The following is a 25897-nucleotide window of genomic DNA, read 5'->3' as shown; positions in this document are numbered from 1 at the left end:
CCATTGTCTCAGGTCGGGCCGGGCGGCCCGGCCCGGTGGCGGTCAGTCGTTGTCGGCGGGGAGGCCGATGATGCCGGCATCCGAGAAGTCGGTCGCGGCATCCGCTGCACCGTCGAGCCCCGCGCTGTCGAGCTCAGCGGAACGGATCTCGTCCTGGAGCCCACGCACGGCGGTGCGCAGGGCGCGTTCGGAGTCGAGGCCGCGAGCCTTCGCCGCGGAGACGATTGCGAGCAGCAGGGGGCCGAGCTCGTCCTCGCTCTCGAGCGGGAGCGGGAAGTCGGCGCCGTCCGCATCGAGCAGCCCGATCTTCTGGGCGCGCCCGAGCACCTTGTCAGCGAGGGCGAGAGCGGGCATGCCCTGCGGGATGCCGTCGAGCACGCTCGTGCGGCCGGGCTTCTCGGTGGCCTTGAAACCGTCCCAGGCCGCGGCGACGTCGTCCGCGGTCGCGAGGTCGAGGTCTCCGAAGACGTGCGGATGCCGGCCCTCGAGTTTCCGGGTGAGGCTCGCGGCGACATCCTGCAGGTCGAAGTCCTCGCCGGCGGTGTGCGCGGCGAGGTCGGCATGGAAGAGGACCTGGTAGAGCACGTCGCCGAGTTCCTCGAGGAGTTCCTCGCGGCCACCGGCCTCGATCGCCTCGACCAGCTCGTGGCTTTCCTCGAGCAGGTAGGGCACGAGGGAGGCGTGGGTCTGCTCCATGTCCCAGGGGCAGCCGCCGAGAGCGCGCAGCCGCGCGACCGTCCGGACGAGGACGTCGATCGGGGTATCGGTCCGCGGGTCGATCGGGGCGTCGATCGGGTTGGCGTCGGTCACGACTTCCTCCTGGGGTTGGGGTGCTGCGTGGTCGTCGGTGCGGCCTTGGGTGCGGCACCCGGCGCAGCGGGCTCCTCGACGGGACGGGGGAAGATCGCGGCGAGCAGGGAGCCGGCCCAGGCGATCAAGGCGGCGTCGCCGAGCGGTTCGTCGTTGATCCGCGGCATCGGCACCATGATGGCCCCGGTTGCGACGGTGTACCGCGAGCCGGGGTACATCCGCTTCAGGCGCACCTGCATCGAGTCGGCGAGGTCGGCAGAGGCGACCCGCAGGTTGGAGCCCATCGCGACGACCTCGCTCAGGCCGGCCTGCTGGGAGAGCCAGCGCAGCCGGGAGACCAGGATCAGGTTCTGCACCGACTGCGGGGGTTCGCCGTAGCGGTCGGTGAGTTCCTCGAGCACGAGGTCGATCTGGTCCCTGGCCGCGGTCGGCGAGCTCGCCGCGGAGAGCTTCTGGTAGGCCTCGAGGCGGAGGCGCTCGCTGTCGACGTAGTCCTCGGGGATGTGCGCGTCGACGGGCAGCTCGAGCCGGAGCTCGGTCTGGCCCTCTGCGACGTCGCCGCGGAAGGCGCTCACCGCCTCGCCGATCATCCGCAGGTAGAGGTCGAAACCGACCCCGGCGATGTGCCCGGCCTGTTCGCCGCCGAGCAGGTTGCCCGCCCCGCGGATCTCGAGGTCTTTCAGGGCGACCTGCATGCCGGCGCCGAGCTCGTTGTTCGCGGCGATCGTGGAGAGCCGGTCGTGGGCGATCTCGGTGAGCGGCTTGTTCTCGTCGTAGAGGAAGTATGCGTACGCGCGCTCCCGGCCGCGGCCGACCCGGCCGCGCAGCTGGTGCAGCTGGCTCAGCCCGAACTTGTCCGCCCTGTCGATGATGATGGTGTTCGCGTTGGCGATGTCGAGGCCGGTCTCGATGATCGTCGTCGAGACGAGCACGTCGAACTTGCGCTCCCAGAAGTCGACGACGACCTGTTCGAGCTGCGCCTCGGGCAGCTGCCCGTGTGCGACGGCGATCCGGGCCTCCGGTACGAGTTCGGCGATGTGAGCGGCGATCCTGTTGATGCTCGACACCCGGTTGTGCACGACGAAGATCTGGCCTTCGCGGAGCAGCTCGCGCCGGATGGCCGCGGCGACCTGCCGGTCGGAGTACGGCCCGACGAACGTGAGGATCGGGTGCCGGTCCTCCGGCGGGGTCGCGAGGGTCGACATCTCGCGGATGCCCGTGACCGCCATCTCGAGGGTGCGCGGGATCGGCGTCGCGCTCATGGCGAGAATGTCGACGTTGGTCTTGAGCTTCTTGAGGGCGTCCTTGTGCTCGACGCCGAACCGCTGCTCCTCATCGATGATGACGAGGCCGAGGTCCTTGAAGATGATCGACCCGGTCAGGAGCCGGTGGGTGCCGATCACCAGGTCGACCGTGCCGTCGAGGATGCCGGCGACGGTCTCCCGGGATTCCTTCTCGGTCTGGAACCGGCTCAGGGCGCGGATGTGCACGGGGAACCCGGCGAATCGCTCCTGGAAGGTCTCCATGTGCTGGCGCACCAGCAGGGTCGTCGGCACCAGGATCGCGACCTGCTTGCCGTCCTGGATCGCCTTGAATGCTGCGCGCACGGCGACCTCGGTCTTGCCGAAGCCGACGTCGCCGGAGAGGAGCCGGTCCATCGGGATGGGCCGTTCCATGTCGGCCTTGACCTCGTCGATCGTCGTGAGCTGGTCGGGGGTCTCCGCGAACGGGAACGCCTCCTCGAGCTCGCGCTGCCAGGGCGTGTCGGGCCCGAAGGCATGGCCCTTGCTCGCCATCCGTGCCGAGTAGAGCTTGACGAGCTCGACGGCGATGTCCCGCACCGCGTGCCGGGCCTTCGACTTCGCGCTCGACCAGTCGCTGCCGCCCATCTTGCTGAGCGCGGGCGCCTCACCGCCGATGTACCGGCTGACGAGGTCGAGCTGGTCGGTGGGCACGAAGAGCTTGTCGCCGGGGTGCCCGCGCTTGGACGGCGCGTACTCGAGCACGAGGTACTCGCGCTTGGTCTTGACCGGGTTGCGGCCGCCGCTCGACACCTCGCGCTGGGTCAGTTCGACGAACCGGCCGATGCCGTGGGTCTGGTGCACGACGTGGTCGCCGGTCTTGAGCTGCAGCGGGTCGACGACGTTCTTGCGCCGGCTCGCGAGCTTCTTCACCTGGCGGGCGTCGTAGCCGACCGTGCGGCCGTAGAACTCGGACTCGCTGACGAGGGTGAGCTTCGTCTCGGCGAGCTCGAAACCGTGGTCGACGGATGCCTTCAGCAGGTACGCGATGCCGGGTTCCGGTTCTGACGGCCATTCGGTCACGATCCGGGCGGGGAGTTCGTGCTCGGCGAGCACCGCGGCGGCTCGTTCGACGAGCCCGGCACCCTGGGCGAGCACGCCGACCGTCCAGCCGTCCTTCATCCGGCTGCTGAGGTGCCCGATGGCGCCCTCGACGCTGCCCTGGAAACTGGGGACCGCCTCGCCCTCGACCCTGAGGGTGAGGAGGTCGTCGATTTCGCGGTGCTCTGGCAGGACCGGGGCATCCGTCGGGGCGGCCTGGAAGGAACTGAAAGTCCACCAGACGTGCGCGGAGGCCGGCGCGCCGGGAGCGGTGTGCGTGACCGAGTCGCGCAGCCGGCCGAGGGTGAGGAAGTCGCCGGACTCGAGGTCGATCGGGGCGTCTGCACCCGCGGTCGCTGCGCTCCAGGCCGCCCCGAGGAACTCGCGGTTCGTCTCGGCGAGGCTGATCGCCCTGCTGGCGACGCGTTCGGGCGAGACCACGGCGACGGCGGCTTCGGCGGGGAGGTAGTGCGTGATCGGCACGAGCCGGTCGACGAGGGCGGGCGCGAGGCTCTCCATGCCCTCGACAGGGATACCCTCCGCGATCTTCGCGAGGAGGCCGGCGAGGCTGGGGAACTCGTGCTGCATCTCGCGGGCGCGCTGCCGCACGGCGGGGCTCAGCAGCAGCTCGCGGCTCGGCGGCAGACTCACCGAGGCGACCGGTTCTGGCAGGGAGCGCTGGTCGGCGACGGAGAAGGCGCGGATCTGTTCAACCTCGTCGCCGAAGAACTCGACGCGGGACGGATGCGGGGCGATCGAGGGGAACACGTCGAGGATGCCGCCGCGCACGGCGAACTCGCCGCGGCGGGTCACCATGTCGACGCGGGTGTACGCGAGTTCGACGAGCTGCACGGCGAGCGCGCCCAGGTCGTTGCCGCGGGCGCCGGCCGTGAGCACGATGGGCGCGAAGTCGGTGAGGTTGTCCGCGACGGGCTGCAGGGCTGCGCGCACGGATGCGATCACGATGAGCGGGCGGCGAAGGGCCGGGTCGGTCTCCTCCCACTCGCGCATCCGCCGCAGTGCGAAGAGCCGCTTGCCGACGATCTCGGCACTCGGGCTCAGCCGCTCGTGCGGGAGCGTCTCCCAGGCCGGGAAACCGATGATCTCGGCGTCTTCGGTGAAGCAGTCGAGGTTGTCGTGCAGGTATTCGGACTCACGCCCGGTGGCGGTGATGACCAGCAGGGCCGGGGCCTTGCCGAGCCGGGCGCGCTGTTCGAGGAGCGCGGCGAGCACGGGAGCCCTGAGGCCTTCGGTGAGCGAGAAGTCGGCGTCGCGGCCCGCGCACGCGAGGGCTCGGTCGAACGTGGAGGCGCGCGAAAGTGTGGCAATTACGCCGTGGAGGGTCACCCGGCAATTCTACGCAGCACCGCCGACAGTCGCCTTTCCGGTCGACAGTCGCCGCCACACCGGTGACTCTCGACCGGAACGGCGATTCTCGCGGTCGGGACGGTCACTGTCGCGGACGGTCACTGTCGCGGGCGGGTCAGGGCGCGTGGAACTTCTGCTGGGCGACGGTGACGCCCTCCGCCGCGATCAGCTGGATCGCATCCGCTGCGTCTTCGAGCAGGTTCGGCAGGGTCTCGCGCTCGACCTTGGAGAAGTCGTGCAACACGAAGTCGGCCGGTGCCTGGCGACCGGGCGGGCGGCCCAGGCCGAGGCGGATACGCACGAAGTCCTTCGTGCCGATGGCCGCGATGATGTCGCGGAGCCCGTTGTGGCCCCCGTGACCGCCGCCGACCTTGATCTTGAGCGTGTCGAACGGCAGGTCGAGCTCGTCGTGCACGACGATCAGGCGATCCGGTTCGAGCGAGTAGAACCGCAGCAGGGCGGCCACCGGTCCGCCGGACACGTTCATATAGGTGTTCGGCGTCGCGAGCACGAGCCCGGGGCCCCCGGGGAAACTGCGCCCGGAAGCAACCGTCGAGTTGGTCTTGTGGGTCTTGAAATTCGCCGACAGTCGGTCGGCGAGCACGGCGGTCACCATGTGGCCGACGTTGTGGCGGTTTCCGGCGTAGTCGGGCCCGGGGTTACCGAGCCCGACTACGAGCCAGAGATTCTCGTCCAGGGAAATCCTCCTTGTTCGACGAGATCAGGCAGAAAGCGTGAAGCGAATGCTACTCGGCGGGGGCTTCCTCGACAACGGCCTCGGCGTCGGCGTCGGCAACGGCCTCTTCCTCTTCCTCGGCCTCGGGTAGGTGCACGCTGATGACGACGGCGTCTGCATCGGAGATGAGCACGGCACCGTCGGGAAGGACGATCTCGCCGGCCTTGATCTGGGCACCCTCGTCGAGGCCATCGACGTTGACAACGATGTTCTGCGGGATGTTGGTCGCTTCGACCTCGAGCAGCAGGCTCTTGATGTCCAGGTCGATGACGTTTCCGGCGATGATCTCACCGGTCAGGTGCACGGCGACGTCAACCTGGACCTTTTCACCCTTGCGGATGACGATGAGGTCGAGGTGTTCGATGATCTGACGGACCGGGTCCTTCTGGACGTCCTTGACGAGGGTCAGGTGGGTCTCGCCGTTGACCTCGAGCTCGAGCACCGCGTTGGCGCGACGCAGGATCAGGCCGATCTGGTGGGACGGAAGTGCAACGTGCACCGGGTCGGTGCCGTGGCCGTAGATGACGGCCGGAATCTTGCCGAGCACGCGCAGCTTGCGGGCCGCACCCTTGCCGAACTTGGTGCGCAGGTCGGCATCGATCTTGTTGTCGATGACCTTTTTGTCCTTGGCCTCAGCCATGATGTGTCTCCTTGTCAGGCCTCTACGGCCCAGATCAGTTGCGCAGCCGATGACCGCGCGTATGGGTGCTGGTTCAACTCGAACGCGTGTCGCGTGAGGAAAGGCCGTGAAGCATTTCGCCGCGTCGATAACGGATGCCGAGCGTGCGTGACACGCCTGGCAGCCCTCGCCGAAGTTCAACTGCTAAGCCTAGCGGAGTGTGCGGGAACCGTGCACCAGCATCCGCCCGCCCCCGTCGGGCAGGTGCCCAGCCCGACCGACTAACCTTGAACATGGTTCTAGACCAACCATTTTGAAGGAGCGAACGTGACCGAAACCGGTACAGCACAGGCAAATATTGGCGTCGTCGGACTGGCGGTGATGGGCTCGAATCTCGCCCGCAACCTCGCCAGCCGGGAGGGGAACACCGTCGCGGTCTACAACCGCTCGTACGTGCGCACCCAGACCCTCATGACGGAACACCCCGAGGCCGGCTTCGTCGCCTCGGAGACCATCGAGGACTTCGTCGCGTCGCTGAGCCGCCCGCGCACCGCCATCATCATGGTCCAGGCCGGAAAGGGCACGGACGCGGTCATCAGCCAGCTCGCCGAGCTGTTCGAGCCCGGCGACATCATCGTCGACGGCGGCAACGCGGACTTCCACGACACCATCCGCCGCGAAAAGGCGATCAGCGCGACCGGCATCAACTTCGTCGGCGCCGGCATCTCCGGCGGCGAAGAGGGCGCGCTCAAGGGCCCGAGCATCATGCCCGGCGGCTCCGCGCTCGCCTACGAGACCCTCGGCCCGATCCTCGAGTCGATCGCCGCCGTCGTCGACGGCGTGCCGTGCGTCACCCACATCGGCACCGACGGCGCAGGCCACTTCGTCAAGATGGTGCACAACGGCATCGAATACGCCGACATGCAGCTCATCGCCGAGGCGTACGACCTGCTCCGTCATGTGACCGGCCACTCCCCCGCCGCCATCGCCGACGTGTTCACCGAGTGGAACAAGGGCGACCTCGAGAGCTACCTGATCGAGATCACCGCCGAGGTGCTCCGCCAGGTCGACGCCGAGACCGGACTGCCGTTCATCGACATCGTCCTCGACGAGGCCGGCTCCAAGGGAACCGGCGTCTGGACCGTGCAGAACGCGCTCGACCTCGGCGTGCCCGTCGCCGGAATCGCGGAGGCCGTGTTCGCCCGCGCCGTGTCGAGCCACCCCGAGCAGCGCGGACCGGTGCGCGCCTCGATCAGCGCCCGCCCCGAGATCGCCGTCGTCGGCCACACCTTCGTCGACGACGTGCGCCAGGCGCTCTACGCGTCGAAGGTCGTCGCGTACGCGCAGGGCTTCGACGAGATCATCGCCGGTGCCGCCAAGTACAACTGGAGCATCGACAAGGGCGCCGTCGCCACGATCTGGCGCGGCGGCTGCATCATCCGCGCCCAGTTCCTGAACCGCATCGTGGATGCCTACGCGAACGACCCGTCGATCCCGACGCTGCTCGTCGACCCGTTCTTCGCCGCGGCCGTCGCCGCCGGCGAGTCGGCCTGGCGTCGCGTCGTCTCGACCGCTGCGCTTTCGGGCATCCCGGTTCCCGGCTTCGCCTCGGCCCTGAGCTACTTCGACTCGCTCGCCGCGGAACGTCTGCCCGCCGCCCTCGTGCAGGGCCAGCGCGACTTCTTCGGAGCGCACACATACAAGCGCGTCGACAAGCCCGGCGTGTTCCACACCCTGTGGTCGGGCGACCGCACCGAAATCGCCACGGAGGCCTCCACTCACTAGTCGCGGCATCCACCTCTCTCCGCGAGAGCGTAAAAAGTGCCCCTTCCCGCTGCGGGAAGGGGCACTTTTTACGCTCTCGCGGAGAATGGGAGCGCAATTTGCGATACTGGACCCCACGATGAACGACGACGACGGTAGCGAGCAGCACGAGCACCCCGAGCTCGCCGGGTATGAGCCGCACGACAGCGCGCGGCCGCTGCGCAGCAGGCGGATGCTGCTGGTGATGCGCCTCGCCGTCGTACTCGGGCTCGTGGCGCTGATCGTGCCGGGGATCCTCACGTCGATGCAGATCGCATCCGTCACCGCCACGAACGGGTGCTCCGTTGCGGTCGCTCACTACTACCCGCTCGCGGAGGGGTCCACCGCGCGCTTCGACCTGGCCGGGCCCGGCGGGTTCGGCTGGCAGTGTTACGCGATCGACGTGCACGAGCGGGAGACCTGGGTGATCTCGCTCGGCCTGATCCCCCGCGCGCCGGGGTTCGGCCCACCGGTCGTGCCGGCCTAGGCATCCGCTGCCCGTGCGCGCCCCACAGGGTGTCGCGGCGGTTAACGACGGATGCCCCGCTCGGGTGAGCGGGGCATCCGTCGGTAGGGGCAGCGTGGGTTACGCGGCGCCCTCGAACATCGACGTGACGGATCCCTCGTCGAAGACCTCGTGGATCGCGCGGGCCAGAAGCGGGGCGATCGGCAGAACGGTCAGGGTCGGGAAGCGCTTCTCCGGGGGGATCGGCAGGGTGTCGGTGACGACGACCTCGGTGATCGCCGGGTTCTGCAGCAGCTCGAGCGCGGGGTGGCTGAACACGGCGTGGGTCGCGGCGACGACGACGCCGATCGCTCCGGCGGCACGCAGTGCCTCGGCGGCGAGGACGATGGTGCGTCCGGTGTCGATCATGTCGTCGACAAGCAGGCAGACGCGACCGGAGACCTGGCCGACGATCTCGTGCACGGAGACGCGGTTCGGCACCAGCGGGTCACGGCGCTTGTGGATGATCGCCAGGGGGGCGCCGAGCTTGTCGCTCCAGATGTCGGCGACGCGGACGCGGCCCATGTCGGGCGACACCACGGTCAGCGTTGCGGGGTCGAGCTTCTCCTGGAAGTGCTCGAGCAGCACCGGCATCGCGAAGAGGTGGTCGACGGGGCCGTCGAAGAAGCCCTGGATCTGGGCGGCGTGCAGGTCGATCGACATAATGCGGTCGGCGCCGGCGACCTTGAACAGGTCGGCGACGAGGCGGGCCGATACCGGCTCGCGGCCGCGGCCCTTCTTGTCCTGGCGGGCGTAAGGGTAGAACGGCGCAACAACCGTGATGCGCTTGGCGGAGGCCCGCTTGAGCGCGTCGACCATGATGAGCTGTTCCATCAGCCATTCATTGATCGGGTTGGTGTGCGACTGGATCACAAAGGTGTCACTGCCGCGCACGCTCTCGTCGAAACGGGCGTAGATCTCGCCGTTCGCGAAGGTACGTGCGTCGGTGTGCACGAGTTCGGTACCGAGCTCCTTGGCGATGTCCAGTGCCAGTTGCGGGTGTGCTCGCCCCGAAACCAATACAAGTCGTTTCTCGCCGCTGGCATTGATTCCAGGCACCTAGTCTCCGCTCTTAGCCGCGGCTTCCGCCGCGTCGGTTCCCGGGCGGTTGGTCTGAACCCAGCCGTCCATATTGCGTTGTGGGGCCACGGTGAGAGCCAAAGCTCCGGCCGGCACGTCCTTGCGGACGATGGTACCGGCACCGGTGTAAGCCCCGTCCCCAATCCTAACGGGCGCGACGAAGACGTTGTGCGACCCGGTGCGCACATGCGACCCCACGACGCTCGGCGATTTCGTCACGCCGTTGTAGTTCGCGAAGATCGTCCCCGCCCCGATGTTGGAGTGCACACCGACCGTCGCGTCGCCGACGTAGCTCAGGTGCGGCACCTTGCTGCCCTCGCCGATGACGGCGTTCTTGGTCTCGACAAAGGTGCCGATCTTGCCGTCCGCGCCGAGAATCGTGCCGGGCCGCAGGTACGAGAACGGGCCGACGGATGCGCCGGCACCGATCACCGCGAGGGTCGCGTCCGTGCGCTTCACCTCGGCGTTCGCGCCGATCTCGCAGTCCACGAGGGTCGTGTCCGGTCCGACGACGGCGCCGGTCTCGATGACCGTCGCCCCGAGGATCTGGGTGCCCGGCTTGATCGTGACGTCGGGCGCGATCGTGACGGCGAGGTCGATCCAGGTCGTCGCAGGGTCCTGCACGGTCACGCCGGCGAGCTGCCAGCCGCGCACGATGAGCGCATTGAGCTGCCGGGCGGACTCGGCGAGCTGGGCCCGGTCGTTGATGCCGGCCACGAGCCAGGCATCCGCTACCGGAACGGCGCGCACATCGGAGCCGGACTCGCGGAGCAGGCCGATCACGTCGGTGAGGTACTTCTCGCCCTGGACGTTCTCAGTCGTGATGCGGGCGAGCTGCGCACGCAGTTCGGTGATGCCGAAGACGTAGACGCCGGCGTTCGTCTCCGTGATCAGGCGTTCCTCGGGGCTGGCGTCCTTCTGTTCCACGATGCGGTCGAAGGCTCCGGCTTCGTCGCGCACGATGCGGCCGTAGCCGGTGGAGTCGTCGGGGAAGGCGGACAGCACGGTCGCCGCGACGGCGCGTTCGCGGTGCGCGGTGATGAAGCTCGCGAGGGTCGCCGCGTTCAGGAGGGGAACGTCGCCGCTGACGACGAGCACGTCGCCCTCGAAGTCGGCGGGCAGGGCCTCGATGGCCTGCTCGACGGCCCGGCCGGTTCCCGGGACCTCGTCCTGGTCGACGACGATGCTCTCGGGCAGGTCGGCCTCGACGATGTCGACGAGCCGGTCGCGTTCGTGGCGCACGACGGTCACGACGTGCGCGGCGTTCAACGCGGATGCCGTCGCGAGCACGTGGCTGAGGATGGGCAGCCCGGCGAGGGGGTGCAACAGCTTGGGAGTCGCGGATTTCATCCGGGTGCCCTGGCCTGCGGCCAGGACGACGATGGCGAGACGGGAATCGGTCACGGGGTCCTCGTGCTTCTGTGTTGCCGGCCGGGAAGACCGGGTGCGGGCGCCACTGGAATGCAGCACTGGTAATGATCTACGGCTCCGCCGCCAGGACTCGAACCTGGACCTAACAGCTCCAAAGGCTGTCGTGCTGCCATTACACCACGGCGGAATTCGCCGGCCGGAGCCGACCAACGCTGATAAGTCTGCCAGAAGTATCGGCTGCGGCGCGCAGCCGGGCGTACCGATGACCCGTGCTGTGCAGGCGGATGCCCCGGCTGGCTGGATAATAGGACGATGCCCGGCAATGACGAAGTAGACCGCATCGTGGATGCCTGGCTGCGCGAGCGGCCGGACCTCGATTTCGCCCCGTTGCAGGTGCTCAGCCGGGTCGGTCGCCTCGCCAAGCACCTTGACCGGGCCAGGCGCACCGCGTTCTCCCGCTCCGAACTGGAGTCGTGGGAGTTCGACGTGCTGTCGGCGCTCCGCCGCGAGGGCGCACCGTACGAACTCAGCCCCAAGGCGCTGCTGCAACAGACGCTCGTGTCGAGCGGAACCATGACGAACCGGATCGACCGGCTCGTCGAGCGCGGCCTCGTCACCCGGCGCACCGACCCCAACGACGGCCGCGGCATCTTCGTCGTGATGAACCCCGACGGGCTGATCCGGGTCGATGCCGCGATCACCCGCCTCGTCGACGCCGAGGCCGAGCTGCTCGCGACGCTCACGGCCAGCGAACGCGAACGCCTCGCCTCCCTGCTGCGCAAGCTCAGCCTCGACTTCGACTGAGCTCGCGCGCACCGCAAGAATCGCGGCGGAGCCCTGACCGGGGTCGACGGCGTCAGAGCACGGACTTGGGGAAGCTTTTCCACGCCGACCGGAACCGGCTCTCGAGGTGCGCACCCCGGAACTGTTCGGTCGCGTGGAGGCGGCCGTACGTGAACGAGTTCTCATTGTCGATGAAGGCGCGCATGCCGAGGGTGAGCAGCACCCCGCGGGCGACGACGCTGTCGTGGTGCTCGCCGAGGATGTCCTGGACCAGTCGGGCGGCGGCCACAAGCCTGGCCGCACGTTTCGGACTCAGGATGAGCGCAGACTCCGTCGTATACCGCAGGCGCTTGGCGATCTTGCGCACCTCGTGCAGGGCTGCGTCGTGATCGGGGCCCTGCGGCACGGCGCGAGCGTCGCGAACGGCCTTGCGCAGTCGGGCGCCATCACGCTTGACGAGACCAGGTACCACCGACTTGGCCGGCTTCTTCGCGAGCGCGGTGAACGGCGGCTCCGCGATGAGGGCGTCGAGTGCGTCGAGCAGCCGGAAGTAGCGTGGGCTGTCGAGCACGACATCCGCCGCCTGCTGCGCCGTGGCGAGGTCGGCCGCGAAGTGCGCGTCCAGGCGCTTCCTGACGTGCCCGACCACGAGCTTCGCCGGCTCGGACGAGAGCGACCTGGCGAGGTTGTGGTGCAGGACCTCGTTGTCGCGGGCGGCGCCGAGCACACGGGCGATCCACTGGAGTTCGTCCCCGAGGGTGTTGGCCAGCCCGTTCGGAAGCAGGTCGCGATAGGTGGCCAGCACCGAGCGCATCCGCCGGGTCGCGACCCGCATCTGGTGCACGGCTTCGGCGTCGTCGCGCCTCACGAGCGGGTCCTGGTTGACGAGTACCCGCATCTGGGCGTCGAGGTAGGCGAGCAGCAGGGCCCCCGTCGTACTCGACCGGGTCGGCGTCGCCGGTGGGGCCGGCGGGGCTGCGGGAATGCGGTCGCCGAGGGCACGGCCGAGCTTCGAGGGGTAGCCTGCGCGACGGACTCCCCCGGCGGCGAAGGCCTCCGCGACGGCGTCGAGCAGCTCGGGGGCGCCGTCGACGAGTTCGATCTCCCATTCCCGCCACTCCTGGCGGAGCGGGTCGGCACCGAGGCGGTCGGCCAGGACGCTGTCGTCGCAGACCTCGGCGAGCACGGCGCCGTTGTCCCCGCGCAGCACGTGCACGATCCGGTGGTTGCGGAGCCGCACGACGGGCACGAGCACCCGGTCGCGCACGAGGACGCGAACCCGCTGCTGGAGGCCGGCCGGCACGAGCTCGGGGTCGCTGCCGAGGGGTTCGTGCACCTCGCGGCGTTCGTCGGGGCCGCGACCGTCGACGCCGGACGGGAGCTTGAGGTGCCAGCCGGCGTCGTCCCCGCCGGTGCGGCGCCGCAGTGTGATCCGGTGCGCGGCAAGGGTGAGGTCGGCCGTGTCGAAGTAGACGGCGTCGAGCGACTGGTCGACAGGGGCATCCACCCAGGTCACGCCGGGGAGCTCATGCAGCGGCGGGAGAACGGATGCCGCGTCGACGTCGTATTTGCGCTCAACCTCGGAAAAATCCACGGCATTCATGCCCGACAGTGTACGCCCGGGCGCCTCCCGGCCCGCGCCACACGCGGCTAGACGGAGGGCTTGACCGCCTTGACGATGGCGCCGTGCATGTCGGGGGCGACCTCGTGGGTGTAGTCGACGCTGATCCCGGTGAATCCCGCCCCGGCCAGGGTGTCTAGGTATTCCCGGTGGGAGAGCGCGCCGGCAATACAGCCGGCGTAGCTGCCGCGCTCGATGCGGTCCTGCTCGCTGAGGTGGTCCTCCGCGACGACGTCGGAGATCCCGAGCCGCCCGCTGGGCTTGAGGACCCGGAACATCTCCGTGATGACGGCGGTCTTGTCGGCGGAGAGGTTGATCACACAATTGGAGATGATGACGTCGACGGATGCGTCGGGCAGCGGGATCTGCTCGATCCGGCCCTTGATGAATTCGACGTTCGTGGCGCCGGCCTTGTCCGCGTTGGCCCGGGCGAGGGACAGCATCTCGTCGGTCATGTCGAGGCCGTATGCAAAACCGGTGGGGCCGACCCGCCGCGCGGAGAGGAGCACGTCGATGCCGCCTCCGGAGCCGAGGTCGAGCACGGTTTCCCCGGCGCGCAGGTCGGCGACCGCCGTGGGGTTGCCGCAGCCGAGGCTCGCCAGCAGCGCTTCCTCGGGGACTTCGGACCCCTCCCCGCCCGTATAGAGGACCGATCCGAAGACGTCGCCGTTCCCGAGGTCGGTGGGAACGCAGCACGCGCCGGATGCAGCCGACACGTCGGTGAGCTGCAGCGCCGCGGCGGCGTAGCGTTCGCGGACGAGCTCGGTGATGTCTGTCTTTTCAGTCATGGGTGGTTCCTTCCTTCGGACGATCGCTGCGAGGTCATGCGCTGGTCAGCAGCCGCGCGACCGAGTCGAGCGCGCCGGGTACGAGCGCAAAATGGGCCCAGTTGCCGCGCTGGGTGCGGCTGAGGAATCCGGCGTCGGTCAGGACTTTGAGGTGGTGGGACACAGTGGGCTGGCTCAGCCCGACCGGTGCCGTCAGGTCGCAGGCGCAGGCTTCCTGACCTTCGGATGCGGCCACGATCGAGATCAGGCGCAGCCGGGTCGGATCCGCGAGGGCCTTGAGCGAGCGCGCGAGGTCAACGGCATCCGCCGCGGCGAGCGTCTCGCGCGTCAGCGGCGCGCAGCACGCGCCACGCGAGGCGATGGGGAGCAGGGAGGTGATCGACATGGGCCCAGCATAGCCGCGTATTGACACTTGTCGATATAGAGGGCCATACTGGGGGTATCGACGGATGTCGATATAGTGAATTGAGGAGTACGAGATGGCTGCCATTCGAATCTACGAGCCGGCCCTGTGTTGCGAGTCCGGGGTCTGCGGAACCGACACCGACGCATCCCTGGTCACCGTGACCGCCGACGTGCGCCGGCTCAAGGACCTGGGCGCCGACATCGAACGCCACAACCTCGCCACCGACCCGACCGCCTTCACCACCGACGAGACGGTCCGCGGCTTCATGCACACCGTGGGCTCGAAGGGCCTCCCCCTGACCGTCGTCGACGGCGTCACCGTCGCGACCGGCACCTATCCGAGCCGCGACGAACTGCTCGGCTTCGCCGGCCTCGGTGACTCGTCCAACGTCGCGTCGAAGGTCGCGTCGACGGTCGCGTCGCAGGTCGAGCCGGCCCGGTCCGAGCTGGGCCTCACCGCAAAATCGGGCGGATGCTGCGGCGGCGCCTCCGGCTGCTGCTAAGCCGCCCCGATGCGATTCCTTGAGGACCCGCCCCGCTTCCTGTTCTTCACCGGCAAGGGCGGCGTCGGAAAGACCTCGGTCGCCTGCGCCACCGCCCTCGACCTCGCCGGCCGGGGCAGGAAGGTGCTGCTGGTCAGCACCGACCCCGCCTCCAACGTCGGCCAGGTATTCGGCCTGACGATCGGCAACACGGTCACTCCCCTCGCGAGTGTGCCCGGCCTCTCCGCCCTCGAGATCGACCCGGAACAGGCCGCAGCGGCCTACCGGGAGCGCATCGTCGCGCCCGTGCGCGGCCTGCTTCCGGAGGACGAACTCGCCGGCATCATCGAGGGCCTGTCCGGTTCCTGCACGACCGAGATCGCGTCCTTCGACGAATTCACCGGCCTGCTCGCCGACGAAGCCGTCTTCGGGCAGTACGACCACATCGTCTTCGACACGGCACCGACCGGGCACACCATCCGCCTGCTGCAGCTGCCGGGCTCCTGGACCGACTTTCTCGAGGCCGGCAAAGGCGACCCGTCCTGCCTCGGCCCGCTCTCGGGGCTCGACAAGCACCGTTCGATGTACGCCGCCGCTGTCGCCGCGCTGACCGACCCGGCGCGTACGCGACTGGTCCTCGTCGCCCGGGCGCAGGCATCCTCGCTGGCCGAAATCGAACGCACCTACTTCGAGCTGAATCAGATCGGCATCGGCGGCGGTTTCGTCGTCGTCAACGGACTGCTGCCCGCTGCCGCCGGCGACGAGGACCTCACCCGGGCCGTCCGCGCCCGCGAGGGAGCCGCGCTGGCCGCCATGCCCGCCGCTCTCTCCCGCCTCCCGCTGGACGTGCTCGAGCTCAAGGCCGCCAACATGGTCGGCATCCCGGCGCTGCAGTCTCTCTTCTCGGCGAGCGCCGGGACGGGCGAATCCGACGAGATCGTTGAGGCCGGGGAACCCCTCCCCGACGCCCCGCTCGCGGCCCTCGTGGATGCGATCGAACGGGACGACCACGGCCTGGTGCTCTGCATGGGGAAGGGCGGGGTGGGCAAGACCACGATCGCCGCGGCCATCGCGGTCGCACTCGCCGAACGCGGCCACGCCGTGCACCTCACCACCACCGACCCCGCCGCTCACCTCACCGAGACCCTGCACGGCAGCGTGCCCGGGCTCGCGGTGTCCCGTATCGACCCGGCCCTGGCCGTGCAGACGTATCGCGACCACGTGATGGCCACCAAGGGCACGGCCCTGGACGCGGAGGGTCGCGCGGCACTGGCCGAGGACCTCCTCTCCCCCTGCACCGAGGAAGTCGCCGTCTTCCAGCAGTTCTCCCGGGTCGTCCATGAGTCGCGCCGGAAATTCGTCGTCGTCGACACCGCCCCGACCGGGCACACGCTCCTCCTGCTGGATGCGACCGGTTCCTATCACCGCGAAATGGCGCGGCAGATCGGCGACTCGCTTCCGTTCACGACACCATTGATGCGTCTGCAGGACCCGGCCCTGACCAAGGTCATTCTGGTTACCCTCGCGGAGACGACCCCGGTGCTCGAGGCCGAAGGTCTGCAGGACGACCTCGAACGTGCCGGCATCCACCCGTGGGCCTGGGTCGTCAACGTCTCCCTGGCCGCGGCCCGCCCGGCGTCACCGTTCCTTCGAGCACGCGCTTCGAGCGAGGTCGAACAGATCGACCGGGTGCGTCTCCTCGCGGATCGGATGGCCATCGTCGCCCTCCTGCCGGCGGAGCCCATCGGACAGGAGAAGCTGGCGGCACTGACCGCACTCAGCCCCCAACCGGCACGGTGACCGTGAATCGACATTCGTCGATAGAGTGGGAACGCGTCATATCGACGTTCATCTATTCATTTTCTGATGGTGCGGAGCCCCATGCCCTTCCCTGAAACCCCGACCGTTCCCTCCGTCGCCACCCCGATCACCGCTCCGGCCCGTCTCGGGTTCACCGACCGGCTCCTCCCGGTCTGGATTCTCGCGGCGATGGGTTTCGGCCTCCTGCTCGCGGTCGCCGCCCCCGGCATCGGCACGCTGCTCGGCGCGTTCACGATCGGCTCGGTCAGCGTGCCGATCGCCATCGGCCTGCTCGTGATGATGTATCCGGTGCTCGCGAAGGTGCGGTATTCGGATGCCCGCGCCGTGGCCGGCGATAAGCGCCTTCTGGTCTCGTCGCTCGTGATGAACTGGCTCGTCGGGCCCGCGCTGATGTTCACGCTCGCCTGGATCTTCCTGCCCGACCTGCCCGAGTACCGCACCGGGCTGATCATCGTCGGCCTCGCCCGCTGCATCGCGATGGTGCTGATCTGGAACGAACTCGCCTGCGGGGACCGCGAGGCCGCCGCCTTCCTCGTCGCCATCAACTCCGTCTTCCAGGTCTTCGCCTTCGCGGCGCTCGGCTGGTTCTACCTGCAGATCCTTCCGGCCTGGCTCGGCCTGTCCACCACGAGCGCGGACTTCTCGATCTGGGCCATCACGGCGAGCGTGCTCGTGTTCCTCGGCATCCCGCTCCTGGCCGGATACCTGTCCCGCCGGGTGGGCGAGGCCACCCGCGGCCGGGACTGGTACGAAAGCCGGTTCCTCCCGCGCGTCGGCCCGTTCGCGCTCTACGGGTTGCTCTTCACGATCGTGCTTCTCTTCGCACTTCAGGGCCGGCAAGTGATCGACCACCCCCTGGACGTGGCCCGGATCGCCCTGCCGCTCCTGGTGTACTTCCTCGTGACGTTCCTCACCGGCTTCCTGCTCGGGAAGCTCATCGGCCTGCCGTACGAGCGCACCGCGACCCTCGCCTTCACTGCGGCGGGCAACAACTTCGAGCTCGCGATCGCGGTCGCGATCGGCACCTTCGGTGCCGGCAGCGGTCAGGCCCTCGCGGGCATCGTTGGCCCGTTGATCGAGGTCCCCGTCCTCGTCGCCCTCGTCTACGTGGCGCTCTGGCTCCGGCCCCGCCTGTTCCCGGCGCCGCGCAGCTAGCGCTCAACCACGACGAATCCCGCCAAGAGCGCAGGCCGAAGTGGCCACCCGAGCAGCGGCACCCGTCGTGGCCGTCGGCTTAGACGCTCGCGGGCAGGAGCTCGGCGAGGAGGGCCTCGACGCGCGCCTTGATGTCGTCGCGGATCGGGCGCACCTCGTCGATGCTCTTGCCCTTGGGGTCGACGAGCTCCCAGTCCTCGTAATGCTTGCCGGGGAAGATCGGGCAGACGTCGCCGCAGCCCATGGTGATGACGACGTCGGACTCGCGCACCTGCTCGGTGGTCATCAGCTGCGGAACGGCCTGGGAGATGTCGATGCCCTCTTCGCTCATGGCCTGGATCGCCATCGGATTGATCTGGTCACCCGGCTCCGAGCCGCCGGAGCGCACCTCGACGGCGCCGCCGGACAGGGCGCGCATATAGCCGGCGGCCATCTGCGAGCGACCGGCATTGTGGATGCAGACGAACAGGACGGTGGGCTTCTCAGACACGGGGGTTCCTCACTCTCGATGTCCTCAAAGTATAGACGTTTGTCTATGCTTTGAGAATCCCCCATCGTTTCTTTACCCGGCCGGGGCTAGCCGAAACGGCCGTTGACGTAGTCGGCGGTGCGGCTGTCGATCGGGTTGCCGAACATGGCGTCGGTCGGCCCGTGCTCCACGATGCCGCCGGGCGTGCCCTGGGCGGCGAGGAAGAACGCGCAGTTCTGCGACACGCGCTGTGCCTGCTGCATGTTGTGCGTCACGATCACGATCGTGACCTCGTGGGCGAGCTCGAGCATGGTCTCCTCGATCACCCGCGTGGAAGTCGGGTCGAGGGCCGAGCACGGTTCGTCCATCAAGAGGATGCGCGGGGTCACCGCGAGCGACCGCGCGATGCACAGACGCTGCTGCTGCCCTCCGGAGAGTCCGGAACCGGGCGCGCGCAACCGGTCGCGCACCTCCTTCCAGAGCCCGGCCTTGGTCAGGCAGCTCTCGACGAGGAAGTCTTTCTCATCGTTGGAGGCACGCTTGCCGGTGAGGGTGAGCCCGGCGATGACGTTGTCGTAGATCGACATGGCCGGGAACGGGTTGGGCTTCTGGAACACCATGCCGATGCTCTTGCGGGCGTCGACGAGCTTGCGTTCGGGGTCGTAGATGTCCTCACCGTCGAGGAGGACTTCACCGGCGAGGCTCGCGGACGGCACGAGCTCGTGCATCCGGTTCAGGATGCGCAGGAACGTGGACTTGCCGCAGCCGGACGGGCCGATCAGGGAGGTGATGATGCCGGCCGGCATGGTGAGGTTGACCCGGTCGAGCACCTGGCGTTCGCCGAACCAGGCCGAGACGTTGCGGCCCTCGAGGGTTGCGAGTGGTGCGATCTCGCGCACCGGCGGGCTGAAGCTCGCGTAGACCCCGGCATCCGCGGCAGACGGCCGCTTCAGCCAGGGCGCGCTGAAGCCTCCGAGCCGGGGAGCCTTGACCGGCGCGTCGGCCACGACCTCGGGCCGGGCCTCGGTCCTCGCCTGCGCGCGCTGCTTGCGGTCACGCCGGACCGGTCCCTTCACCGGCGGCAGCACCTGGGTGAGCTCGTCGTTCTGCACATTGTCGGTCATGACACTCGTTTCATTGGTCTACAGCAGTTTCGGGACTGAAGCAGGTTCGGGACTACAGCAGGTTCGGGAGGAGGCGCACGAGTTGGTCGGCCACGAAGAGCCCCCCGACAGTGACAACCGGAAGGAAGACGATCCAGGTCTTGCGGAGGCCGACCCGGCGGAACGCCCAGACGGCGGCGAGTTCGATGACCAGCAGGAACTGCAGGGCGAAGACGAGGGCCCACACCGTTGTGGTGTCGGTCGCGAGTTCCTTGTCCTGCAGGGGCAGGGTCGCGAAGGTGGTCTGGCGCTTGCCGGCGGGCTTCGTCTCGGAGACGAGTTCGGCATCCACGCGCACGACGCCGCTCGGCACGTAGGCCGGCCCGCGGGCGCTCTCGAGGATCAGTCGGCTCTTGCCTGCACCGAGGCTTGCGGGTGCGGGGTCGCCGGCGTAGCGCAGGCCGAGCACCGAGAACGTCTGCTCGCCCTGGCCGGTGATCACGGTGAACTGCTGGCCGGGGCGCAGTTCCTGCAGCCGGGCGAACGGACCACCGTAGGCGGCGGCGCGGCCCATGAGCACGCTGATGCCGGACTGGCCGGGCAGCGGCGTGTCGCGGCGATGGCCGGGGCCGGCGCGCAGGGTGCCGGAGTCTGTGCCCTCGACGACGATCTCGTGCACGTCGATCGAGGGGATGTCGAGCACGGCCACCGGTGTGCCGGAGGTGAGCAGCACCTTGTCGACGGTGCCCTCGCTGACCGGGGCCGTTCCCTGGGCGAGCTCGTACCGGAAGGTGTTCGTGAGCTGCTGCTGGGACACGATGTGCTGCAGCTGGCCGAGCACGGTCAGGTTGGCGAGGAACCCGAAGATGAGGATGGCGAGAATCGCCAGGGTCGAGCGGATGACCTGATCGCGCTGGGTGAGCACGACCGGCGGCCGAGGGGGCGGCGGGCTGCGCCGCGGCGGCGTCGGGATCTTCGGTGGTTTCGGCGGCTTGCCCTGCCGGCCGCGCTCTGGCGGTGTGCCGGGGAGTCCGCCACCACCGCCCAGAGTGCCCGGGCCGGGCGGTGACCAGTCCCGGGGTCCCGCGGACTGTCCCGCGAGGGGGTGGACCGCCTGCATCTCGGAAACGCCGGGCGAAACCGGCGGGACCCAGCCTCGCGGCATTCTCGGCACCTTCGGCACCGTGGGGCGTTGGGGACGACGGGGCAGCCTGGCTGTCGTCATGACGCCACCTCTTCCGCGAGTTTGGGGGTGGGCCGCGGTACGAGGAGCACGAAGCGGAGGATCAGGGTCAGCGTGCCGGCGATCGCGAGCGCGATCAGGGAGAAGTAGGGCGGGATGATGCTGAACGAGTCCCGGGTGACGGGCGAGAGCGCCGTGCCGCCGATGTCCGCGGGAGGCGTCATGGTGACGTGACCCTTGAACCAGGCCCACTGGCCGACGTCCCGAATGGTGGCCGAGACAGTGCGGGTCTCATTGGGGGCGAGGCTGTCGATACTGACCTTGTCGACGATGGCGACGGGGAGGTCGACCGCGTTGTCGAGCCAGAAGCGCAGGCTCGAGGTGATCGGGGCATCCGTGATGTTGCGCATCGTGAAGTCGAGAACCATGGTGCCGCCGCCCGGCCCGGCCTCAGAATCGATGCGCGTCGTGAGGCCGCTCACGTAGAAGACGCCCGCGATCCTGGTCGGGTTCGCGCCGAGCGCCGAGGCCGCGGCGGCGGTGTCCTTGATCGTCGTTTGGGTCACCGCGGGCACGGCCACGGATTTCACCGGGTTCGTGACGGCCGGGGTCGTCGTCGCCCGGCTCGACGGCCCGACGACACCCACGCTGATGCCCACACCGTTCGGGTCATCCGTCGCCGCCTGTGCACTCATGGCGAGTCCGGCCAGGCCCGCCACCGGCGCGAACGCGATGAGGGCCACGACCAGAATCAGGCGCGCGTGAGCGGATGTGAGCACAGTCAAGTTAGTCCATTCGAGGTTTCGGCGAGCTGACGGGCGGGCAAACAAGAGGCAAACACAGCAGGAAACCGAGCCTCGCTCATTCCGTGCCGTACGAGCGCGACAGGATAGAGTCGGCGACCGGCCGGCTACTGGGAAACGAGGGTGAGGGAGAGGGTGGACCGGTAGGTGCCGACTGACTTCTCGGGCGGCGCGACGAAAGTGAGGCCGGCGTTGAGCACGGTCGTGCCCACGGTCTGGGCCGGGGCGGCCACGGCGAGGTTCATCGGATACGTCGCCGAACCCGCGGTCTGGGCGGTGACGAGGCTCACCCCGGTGGCGTCGGTGCTGACCAGCTGCGGCGCGAGCCCGAGCTGGGAAGCACCGATCACGCTGCCGTCCGCGGCGTTCACGAAGTCGGCGACATCGGCCGACAGGATCCAGCCTTCCTGGGTGAGCACCCGGGAGTCGCTGACCGCGAAGCTGCCCAGGACACCGGTGGTCGTCGACCGGTTCGAGACCAGCACCGGGGCATTGAACGCGGCGACGGCAGCGGCGGGCACGACGAGGCTGAGCACGCCGTTGGTGTCGCTCGTCGTTGCAGATCCGATTGTTCCGGCGTCCGTCACGGCGAAGGATGCCGCCACCTGGCTGAACGGGTCGTCCGCGGCCGTGGTGCCGATCACCTCGATGGTGTGTCCTCCGGCCCCGAGGTCGGGGGGAAGGGTGCCGCTGCCTGCGAAGTCACCGGCAGCGTCGGCGTTTCCGCTGATCAGCAGGAACGGAGTGGAGTGCACCCAGACCTCGACGTGCGAAAACGGCTTGAGCCCGTGGACGGTGACGAACACCGGCGCCGAATCGACCCGCGAGCCGACCGGGAGCACACAGTGGATCTCGACGGGCCCGTTCGGAAGCTTGTCGGCCACACTCACCGTGAGCGCGACCACCCCACTGTCATCGGCCTGCGCCACGGACGAGATGGAGACCGTCCCGACCAGAGCCAGCAGGGCGACCAGTGCGCCGGTGATGAGAGTCGAACGGATGGGCAGTTGGAACATGTGTTTCCCCGATGGATCCTGGTGCGGTGGAGCTGCGGTGCCTGGGTGAAACTGCAGGGCAGTGGAGCAAGGCGTGCGGAGGTGCAGTGGTTACGGTGTCGGGTTGTGCGCGGCGGCGCCGTCCGCGCTGGCGCCCACGAGGGCCTCTTCGCGAGCCTTGCGGCGCGCTTCCGCCTCGGTGTATTCGATCCACGCCGCAGCCCGGGCCGAGTCGCGCTTGCGGCTGAGCCTCACGATGAGCCAGGTCACGGCCGCGACGAGAAGGAGGAGCAGGAAGGCCCACGGCACCACGACGAGGCTCGAATCGCGTTCCGCGGTCGGCAGGGCTCCTGGGTTGAGTGCGTCGGGGTCGATCGTGCCGACGAGGGAGACATGCGGGTTGAGGTAGACCCAGGCGCCGACGCCGGAGACGGTCAGCGTCACGGTGCGGGAACTTCCCGGAAGCATCTCCGAGATCTCCTGGTCGGTCAGCCCGGACAGTGGGATGCCGAAGATGCCCTTGACCTGGGAGACCGTATTGGCCCCGAGGGACACGTTGCCGGTGTTGGTGAGGCTCACGCGGATCTTCGTGTCACCGGCGAAGGGGTTGAGGCTGCCCTCATAGGCGGATTCAATGCTGCTGATCGTCAGCGCCGGCTGCAGGAGACCCTTGACGCGCACATACAGGCGGATGGCGACGCGCCGGTCGACCGAGACCTGCCCGGCCGGGGAGAGGGCCGAGACGACGATGCCGCCGGCGTGGTCGCCGGGCTTCGCATCGGCCGGGGTCTTCATTGTGAAGGGGAGCACCTGCTGGGCGCCCGGTTCCAGGGTGACCGAGACACGGCCGGTACCGTTCTCGAAGGTGACCCAGCTGCCGGCATCCTTGGGGGCTTCACTGCCTTCGAGGAGGGCGAACGTGCCGTCCTCGGCGTTGTACGCGTCGGTGGCGTAGACGGTGACGGCCTGCGTGGTCGTACCGGTGTTCTCGACGAGGTATTCGTCGTTGATGACCTGGCCCGGATCGACCTGGTAGGTGAAACGCGATCGGTCCTGGTCCACGCCGCCGTTGGACGACGGGGCCCCGGCGATGCCGTCGGAACCGTCCGCGGCCCAGGCACCCGCGACTCCGAGGGTCAGGGTCAGTCCGAGGGTTACCAGCACTCCGGCGGCACCGAGGGCGACGCTGCGGGAGAGGGAGTGGCGGGGAATCACGATCGGCGTTCTCTTTTCTGCGGGCGGATCCGAAATCTTGGGGGTGGAGCGGAATGCGGGGTGGTGCGGTGGAAAGGGAGGGACGGCGCGGGCGCCGTCCCTCCCCCTCTACTCGGGTAGCGCTACTACTTCGAGACGACCGTGAGGGTCAGCGTCGACGTGTAGGTGCCGGCCGCCTTCTCCTGCGGTGCGACGAAGGTCAGGCCGGCGTTGAGAACGCTGTCGCCGACCGTGTTGGCTGCCGCGCCGGAGGCGAAGGCGGCCGGGTAGGACGCCGAACCGGCGACCTGGGCTGCGGCGGCGGTGACGCCGGTCGCGGAGGTGCCGGCAACGGTGACCGACGGGGCAAGGCCGAGCTGGATCTTGCTGATGGTGCTGGTCGCGTCAGTGGAGTTGACGAAGTTCGCAACGTTCGCGGACAGGTCCCAGCCGTTGCGGGAGACGACGCGGCCGTCGTTGACCGTGACGGCACCGAGGGTACCGACCGTGGTCGACTTGTTGTTCACGAGCGACGGAGCGGAGAACGTCGCCGCGGCGCCGGCCGGAACCGTGAGGGCGAGCGCACCGTTGGTGGCGTTCGCGGTGGTCGGCGCGAGAGCGACGGTACCGGTCGTGCCGGCCGGGGCGGTCGGGGTCGGGGTCGGGGTGGCGGTCGGCGTCGTGACGACGTCGGTCGTGGCGGAGGCCGTGAAGGCACCGGTCACCGGCGTGACCGAGATCGAACGGAAGAACGCGGAGGTGACCGCAACACCGTTCAGGTTGGTGCAGGCAATGCCGAGGCTGTAGTTTCCACCGGCGGCCTTAGCGGCGCCCTGGGCGCCGTTGTACAGCGAAACCGGGGTGATGAACGGGTTCAGCACGTTGAGGGTGGCACCGTTGAAGCCGAGGGGGGCGTATGCCTTCCAGGTGCCAGGGACCGTCTCGGTGCCGGGGGCCGAGAGGAACGCGAAGATTCCGGTGGTGCCGACGGGGCAGGCGAACTCTCCGCTGGGGTCGTTGTTGACCGAGGAACCGATCATGTCATCGCCCCACCCCAGGCTGGCGCCGTCGACAAGCGGAATGCCGTTGCCGTCGTAGAGGTAGAGGGGTGCTGCGGAGCCGTTGGTCTGGGTGGTGGCCGAGGCGACCATGGAGGCGCCGGCAACGAGGGCGAGGGAGACGACGCCGACGGCGGCGAAGCGGAGCTTGTTGTTGAGCTTCATGAGATTCAATTACCTTTTCTGGAAGTAGGTCGGGCTACTTGGAGATACGGACAGCAGTGGTGGTGGAGGGGGCCAGGATGCCGAACTTCTTCTTCAGCGAACCGGCCTTGGAGGCGAGGGAGGTCTGCGAGTTGGTCAGGCTGGTGCTCTTGGTCGGGTCAAGCAGGCCGGCCAGTGTGGCGTCGTAAGAGGCGTTGGTCGGGTCGACGCGGGCGTACTGCACGACCAGGTAGGTGTCGCGACCCCAGACGGAGTCAGCATAGTAAGTGGCGTTCGGGACCATCGAGGTGCCGGTGCCGGTGACGGGGGTGGTGCCGGCAACGAGCGAGCCGAGAACCGTGGTGTCCTTCTTCTTGGGGTAGCTGGCACCGGTGTTCATGGCGACCCAGCGTGAGACCGACATCGGCATGATCTGGTTGATGCCGAGGTTGGACGCGTCGTGCTCCTGGCCGGTCTGGACACAGGAACCGAGAGTGGCGTCGGTGACGCCGATCTTGGACATGAAGTCCTTGCGGGTGCCGGAACCGGCCTGCGGGATGATCGGGGTGACCGTGACGCCGCCGAGGGTGGTGACGCTGCAGGTGTAGAGGCTCGTCATGGTCGCGGTGTCGATCGTGTCGATGCCGGTCGCGGTAGAGCCATTGTCGTAGGCGTAGGCGATGGCGTCACGGCCGAAGGGAACCTGGATCAGGCTTCCGGCGGCGTCGACGGTGCCGGAGCCCGAGGAACGCGCGATGTCAACCTGACCGCTGATCACGACAGCGGCAGGCGCGCCGACCGTACCAGACGTGTATGCCGCGCCATCGATGGAGCGGAGGAGCGCCGTGCGACCGTCACCCGACCCGTTCGGGCGTCCAAAGCGCACGCCTGAGGATTTCGTGGTGATGTAGGCCGTGCCGGTCGCGTCGAACGATCCGATGGTCGCGCCACCTGCGGTCGTCGAGCGAACCGAAGATCCGGAGAGCGAGGATCCGTTGGCCAGGGCGCTGACCACGTCTTCCAGGGTGTCCGAGCCGACGGCGACGTAGCTGTTGGAAACGGGCTCGGCGTTGGCCGGCGTCGCGATGGCGAAACCGGTGAGGGCGACGCCGACGGTCGCGCAGAGCGCAATTGCCTTCTTCGAAATCACTGTGATGATGCCTTTCGGGTGTACTGCATGAGACGAACCCGGGCGGGAACGTCTTTCCTGATGTCTGGTCCCAAGCCGAAACCCGGAATCTGGACGTCAAGCTGTGCGC

The 25897-nt window shown here is 68.7% G+C and carries 23 protein-coding genes and 1 tRNA gene; 6 read left to right on the top strand and 18 right to left on the bottom strand.

The annotated features are described in order from the left end of the window. Positions 1 to 42 precede the first annotated feature (42 nt). The 4 genes from E3O39_RS13080 to E3O39_RS13065 all read right to left on the bottom strand — a co-directional run bounded on the left by E3O39_RS13080 (position 43) and on the right by E3O39_RS13065 (position 5896). A complete protein-coding gene (locus E3O39_RS13080) occupies positions 43 to 810 on the bottom strand; it encodes a MazG family protein (protein ID WP_241985071.1) in 768 nt (255 codons plus the stop codon). After that, positions 807 to 4499 carry a transcription-repair coupling factor gene (gene mfd, locus E3O39_RS13075; RefSeq protein WP_134448264.1) on the bottom strand — a complete coding sequence of 1231 codons (3693 nt, stop codon included), beginning with the start codon at positions 4497 to 4499 and terminating at the stop codon, positions 807 to 809. The genes E3O39_RS13080 and mfd overlap by 4 nt, the downstream gene beginning before the upstream one ends. Before the next feature lie 136 nt (positions 4500 to 4635). Beyond that, entirely contained in the window at positions 4636 to 5217 is a 582-nt protein-coding gene (pth, locus tag E3O39_RS13070) for an aminoacyl-tRNA hydrolase (RefSeq protein ID WP_134448262.1), read from the bottom strand. A gap of 49 nt (positions 5218 to 5266) precedes the next feature. Next, the gene (locus E3O39_RS13065; RefSeq protein ID WP_134448261.1) at positions 5267 to 5896 is read right to left on the bottom strand and encodes a 50S ribosomal protein L25/general stress protein Ctc; all 630 of its coding nucleotides are present in this window, start codon (positions 5894 to 5896) and stop codon (positions 5267 to 5269) included. Positions 5897 to 6256: 360 nt separating this feature from the next. Between E3O39_RS13065 and gndA the strand changes: the two genes are divergently transcribed. Beyond that, complete coding sequence (gene gndA, locus E3O39_RS13060; protein WP_241975212.1) at positions 6257 to 7660, top strand: NADP-dependent phosphogluconate dehydrogenase; 1404 nt, start codon at positions 6257 to 6259, stop codon at positions 7658 to 7660. Between the two features lie 118 nt (positions 7661 to 7778). After that, complete coding sequence (locus E3O39_RS13055; RefSeq protein ID WP_134448257.1) at positions 7779 to 8165, top strand: hypothetical protein; 387 nt, start codon at positions 7779 to 7781, stop codon at positions 8163 to 8165. 99 nt (positions 8166 to 8264) lie between these two features. On the opposite strand, the gene E3O39_RS13050 is transcribed toward E3O39_RS13055, so the two are convergent. From E3O39_RS13050 to E3O39_RS13040, 3 genes are all read right to left on the bottom strand, one after another. Continuing rightward, on the bottom strand, positions 8265 to 9242 hold the full coding sequence (locus tag E3O39_RS13050) for a ribose-phosphate diphosphokinase (protein WP_134448255.1): 978 nt from the start codon (positions 9240 to 9242) through the stop codon (positions 8265 to 8267). After that, on the bottom strand, positions 9243 to 10667 hold the full coding sequence (gene glmU, locus E3O39_RS13045; protein WP_134448253.1) for a bifunctional UDP-N-acetylglucosamine diphosphorylase/glucosamine-1-phosphate N-acetyltransferase GlmU: 1425 nt from the start codon (positions 10665 to 10667) through the stop codon (positions 9243 to 9245). Between the two features lie 82 nt (positions 10668 to 10749). Beyond that, a tRNA-Gln gene (locus E3O39_RS13040) sits at positions 10750 to 10821 on the bottom strand. Between the two features lie 125 nt (positions 10822 to 10946). Between E3O39_RS13040 and E3O39_RS13035 the strand changes: the two genes are divergently transcribed. After that, entirely contained in the window at positions 10947 to 11438 is a 492-nt protein-coding gene (locus tag E3O39_RS13035; RefSeq protein WP_134448251.1) for a MarR family winged helix-turn-helix transcriptional regulator, read from the top strand. Positions 11439 to 11490: 52 nt separating this feature from the next. Here E3O39_RS13035 and E3O39_RS13030 read toward each other — a convergent pair whose 3' ends face one another. Genes E3O39_RS13030 through E3O39_RS13020 form a run of 3 tightly spaced genes read right to left on the bottom strand, consistent with a single transcriptional unit; the run spans position 11491 to position 14211 of the window. Next, on the bottom strand, positions 11491 to 13020 hold the full coding sequence (locus tag E3O39_RS13030; RefSeq protein WP_134448249.1) for a CYTH and CHAD domain-containing protein: 1530 nt from the start codon (positions 13018 to 13020) through the stop codon (positions 11491 to 11493). Between the two features lie 47 nt (positions 13021 to 13067). Further along, positions 13068 to 13826 (bottom strand): arsenite methyltransferase, encoded by a 759-nt coding sequence (gene arsM / locus E3O39_RS13025; RefSeq protein ID WP_134448247.1) that lies wholly within the window; start codon positions 13824 to 13826, stop codon positions 13068 to 13070. Positions 13827 to 13860: 34 nt separating this feature from the next. Continuing rightward, positions 13861 to 14211, bottom strand: coding sequence for a metalloregulator ArsR/SmtB family transcription factor (locus E3O39_RS13020; protein WP_134448245.1), 351 nt, complete (start codon positions 14209 to 14211; stop codon positions 13861 to 13863). Between the two features lie 94 nt (positions 14212 to 14305). On the opposite strand from E3O39_RS13020, the gene arsD reads away from it, so the two are divergent. From arsD to arsB, 3 genes are all read left to right on the top strand, one after another. After that, positions 14306 to 14734 (top strand): arsenite efflux transporter metallochaperone ArsD, encoded by a 429-nt coding sequence (arsD, locus tag E3O39_RS13015; RefSeq protein WP_134448243.1) that lies wholly within the window; start codon positions 14306 to 14308, stop codon positions 14732 to 14734. Positions 14735 to 14743: 9 nt separating this feature from the next. After that, positions 14744 to 16513 carry an arsenical pump-driving ATPase gene (gene arsA / locus E3O39_RS13010; RefSeq protein WP_134448241.1) on the top strand — a complete coding sequence of 590 codons (1770 nt, stop codon included), beginning with the start codon at positions 14744 to 14746 and terminating at the stop codon, positions 16511 to 16513. An 81-nt stretch (positions 16514 to 16594) separates the two neighbouring features. Further along, a complete protein-coding gene (gene arsB / locus E3O39_RS13005; protein ID WP_134448239.1) occupies positions 16595 to 17689 on the top strand; it encodes an ACR3 family arsenite efflux transporter in 1095 nt (364 codons plus the stop codon). A gap of 79 nt (positions 17690 to 17768) precedes the next feature. Here arsB and E3O39_RS13000 read toward each other — a convergent pair whose 3' ends face one another. From E3O39_RS13000 to E3O39_RS12965, 8 genes are all read right to left on the bottom strand, one after another. Continuing rightward, positions 17769 to 18179 (bottom strand): arsenate reductase ArsC, encoded by a 411-nt coding sequence (locus E3O39_RS13000; protein WP_134448237.1) that lies wholly within the window; start codon positions 18177 to 18179, stop codon positions 17769 to 17771. Between the two features lie 86 nt (positions 18180 to 18265). Continuing rightward, entirely contained in the window at positions 18266 to 19048 is a 783-nt protein-coding gene (locus tag E3O39_RS12995) for a phosphate ABC transporter ATP-binding protein (protein ID WP_198413438.1), read from the bottom strand. Between the two features lie 286 nt (positions 19049 to 19334). Beyond that, complete coding sequence (locus tag E3O39_RS12990; protein ID WP_241975207.1) at positions 19335 to 20486, bottom strand: sortase; 1152 nt, start codon at positions 20484 to 20486, stop codon at positions 19335 to 19337. Further along, positions 20483 to 21229, bottom strand: coding sequence for a hypothetical protein (locus tag E3O39_RS12985; RefSeq protein WP_134542323.1), 747 nt, complete (start codon positions 21227 to 21229; stop codon positions 20483 to 20485). The genes E3O39_RS12990 and E3O39_RS12985 overlap by 4 nt, the downstream gene beginning before the upstream one ends. A 125-nt stretch (positions 21230 to 21354) precedes the next feature. Then, entirely contained in the window at positions 21355 to 22263 is a 909-nt protein-coding gene (locus E3O39_RS12980) for a hypothetical protein (RefSeq protein ID WP_134448233.1), read from the bottom strand. Positions 22264 to 22353: 90 nt separating this feature from the next. After that, a complete protein-coding gene (locus E3O39_RS12975; protein ID WP_166787334.1) occupies positions 22354 to 23457 on the bottom strand; it encodes a WxL protein peptidoglycan domain-containing protein in 1104 nt (367 codons plus the stop codon). Positions 23458 to 23582: 125 nt separating this feature from the next. Beyond that, positions 23583 to 24668, bottom strand: coding sequence for a hypothetical protein (locus E3O39_RS19015; RefSeq protein ID WP_166787333.1), 1086 nt, complete (start codon positions 24666 to 24668; stop codon positions 23583 to 23585). Between the two features lie 25 nt (positions 24669 to 24693). Beyond that, entirely contained in the window at positions 24694 to 25788 is a 1095-nt protein-coding gene (locus E3O39_RS12965; RefSeq protein ID WP_134448229.1) for a hypothetical protein, read from the bottom strand. Between the last annotated feature and the right edge of the window lie 109 nt (positions 25789 to 25897).

The sequence above is a fragment of the Cryobacterium sp. MDB2-A-1 genome (genome assembly GCF_004402675.1).
Classification (GTDB): Bacteria; Actinomycetota; Actinomycetes; order Actinomycetales; family Microbacteriaceae; genus Cryobacterium; species Cryobacterium glucosi.
This window is presented reverse-complemented; position numbering and strand designations above follow the sequence as displayed.

Bases quoted from the DNA above. Each gene is read 5' to 3' on its own strand.
- E3O39_RS12990 (WP_241975207.1), bottom strand. From the start codon at position 20,486: ATGACGACAGCCAGGCTGCCCCGTCGTCCCCAACGCCCCACGGTGCCG.
- arsB (WP_134448239.1), top strand. From the start codon at position 16,595: ATGCCCTTCCCTGAAACCCCGACCGTTCCCTCCGTCGCCACCCCGATC.
- gndA (WP_241975212.1), top strand. From the start codon at position 6,257: ATGGGCTCGAATCTCGCCCGCAACCTCGCCAGCCGGGAGGGGAACACC.
- E3O39_RS13030 (WP_134448249.1), bottom strand. From the start codon at position 13,020: ATGAATGCCGTGGATTTTTCCGAGGTTGAGCGCAAATACGACGTCGAC.
- arsM (WP_134448247.1), bottom strand. From the start codon at position 13,826: ATGACTGAAAAGACAGACATCACCGAGCTCGTCCGCGAACGCTACGCC.
- E3O39_RS13035 (WP_134448251.1), top strand. From the start codon at position 10,947: ATGCCCGGCAATGACGAAGTAGACCGCATCGTGGATGCCTGGCTGCGC.
- arsA (WP_134448241.1), top strand. From the start codon at position 14,744: ATGCGATTCCTTGAGGACCCGCCCCGCTTCCTGTTCTTCACCGGCAAG.
- E3O39_RS13065 (WP_134448261.1), bottom strand. From the start codon at position 5,896: ATGGCTGAGGCCAAGGACAAAAAGGTCATCGACAACAAGATCGATGCC.
- E3O39_RS13055 (WP_134448257.1), top strand. From the start codon at position 7,779: ATGAACGACGACGACGGTAGCGAGCAGCACGAGCACCCCGAGCTCGCC.
- E3O39_RS12980 (WP_134448233.1), bottom strand. From the start codon at position 22,263: ATGTTCCAACTGCCCATCCGTTCGACTCTCATCACCGGCGCACTGGTC.
- E3O39_RS13020 (WP_134448245.1), bottom strand. From the start codon at position 14,211: ATGTCGATCACCTCCCTGCTCCCCATCGCCTCGCGTGGCGCGTGCTGC.
- arsD (WP_134448243.1), top strand. From the start codon at position 14,306: ATGGCTGCCATTCGAATCTACGAGCCGGCCCTGTGTTGCGAGTCCGGG.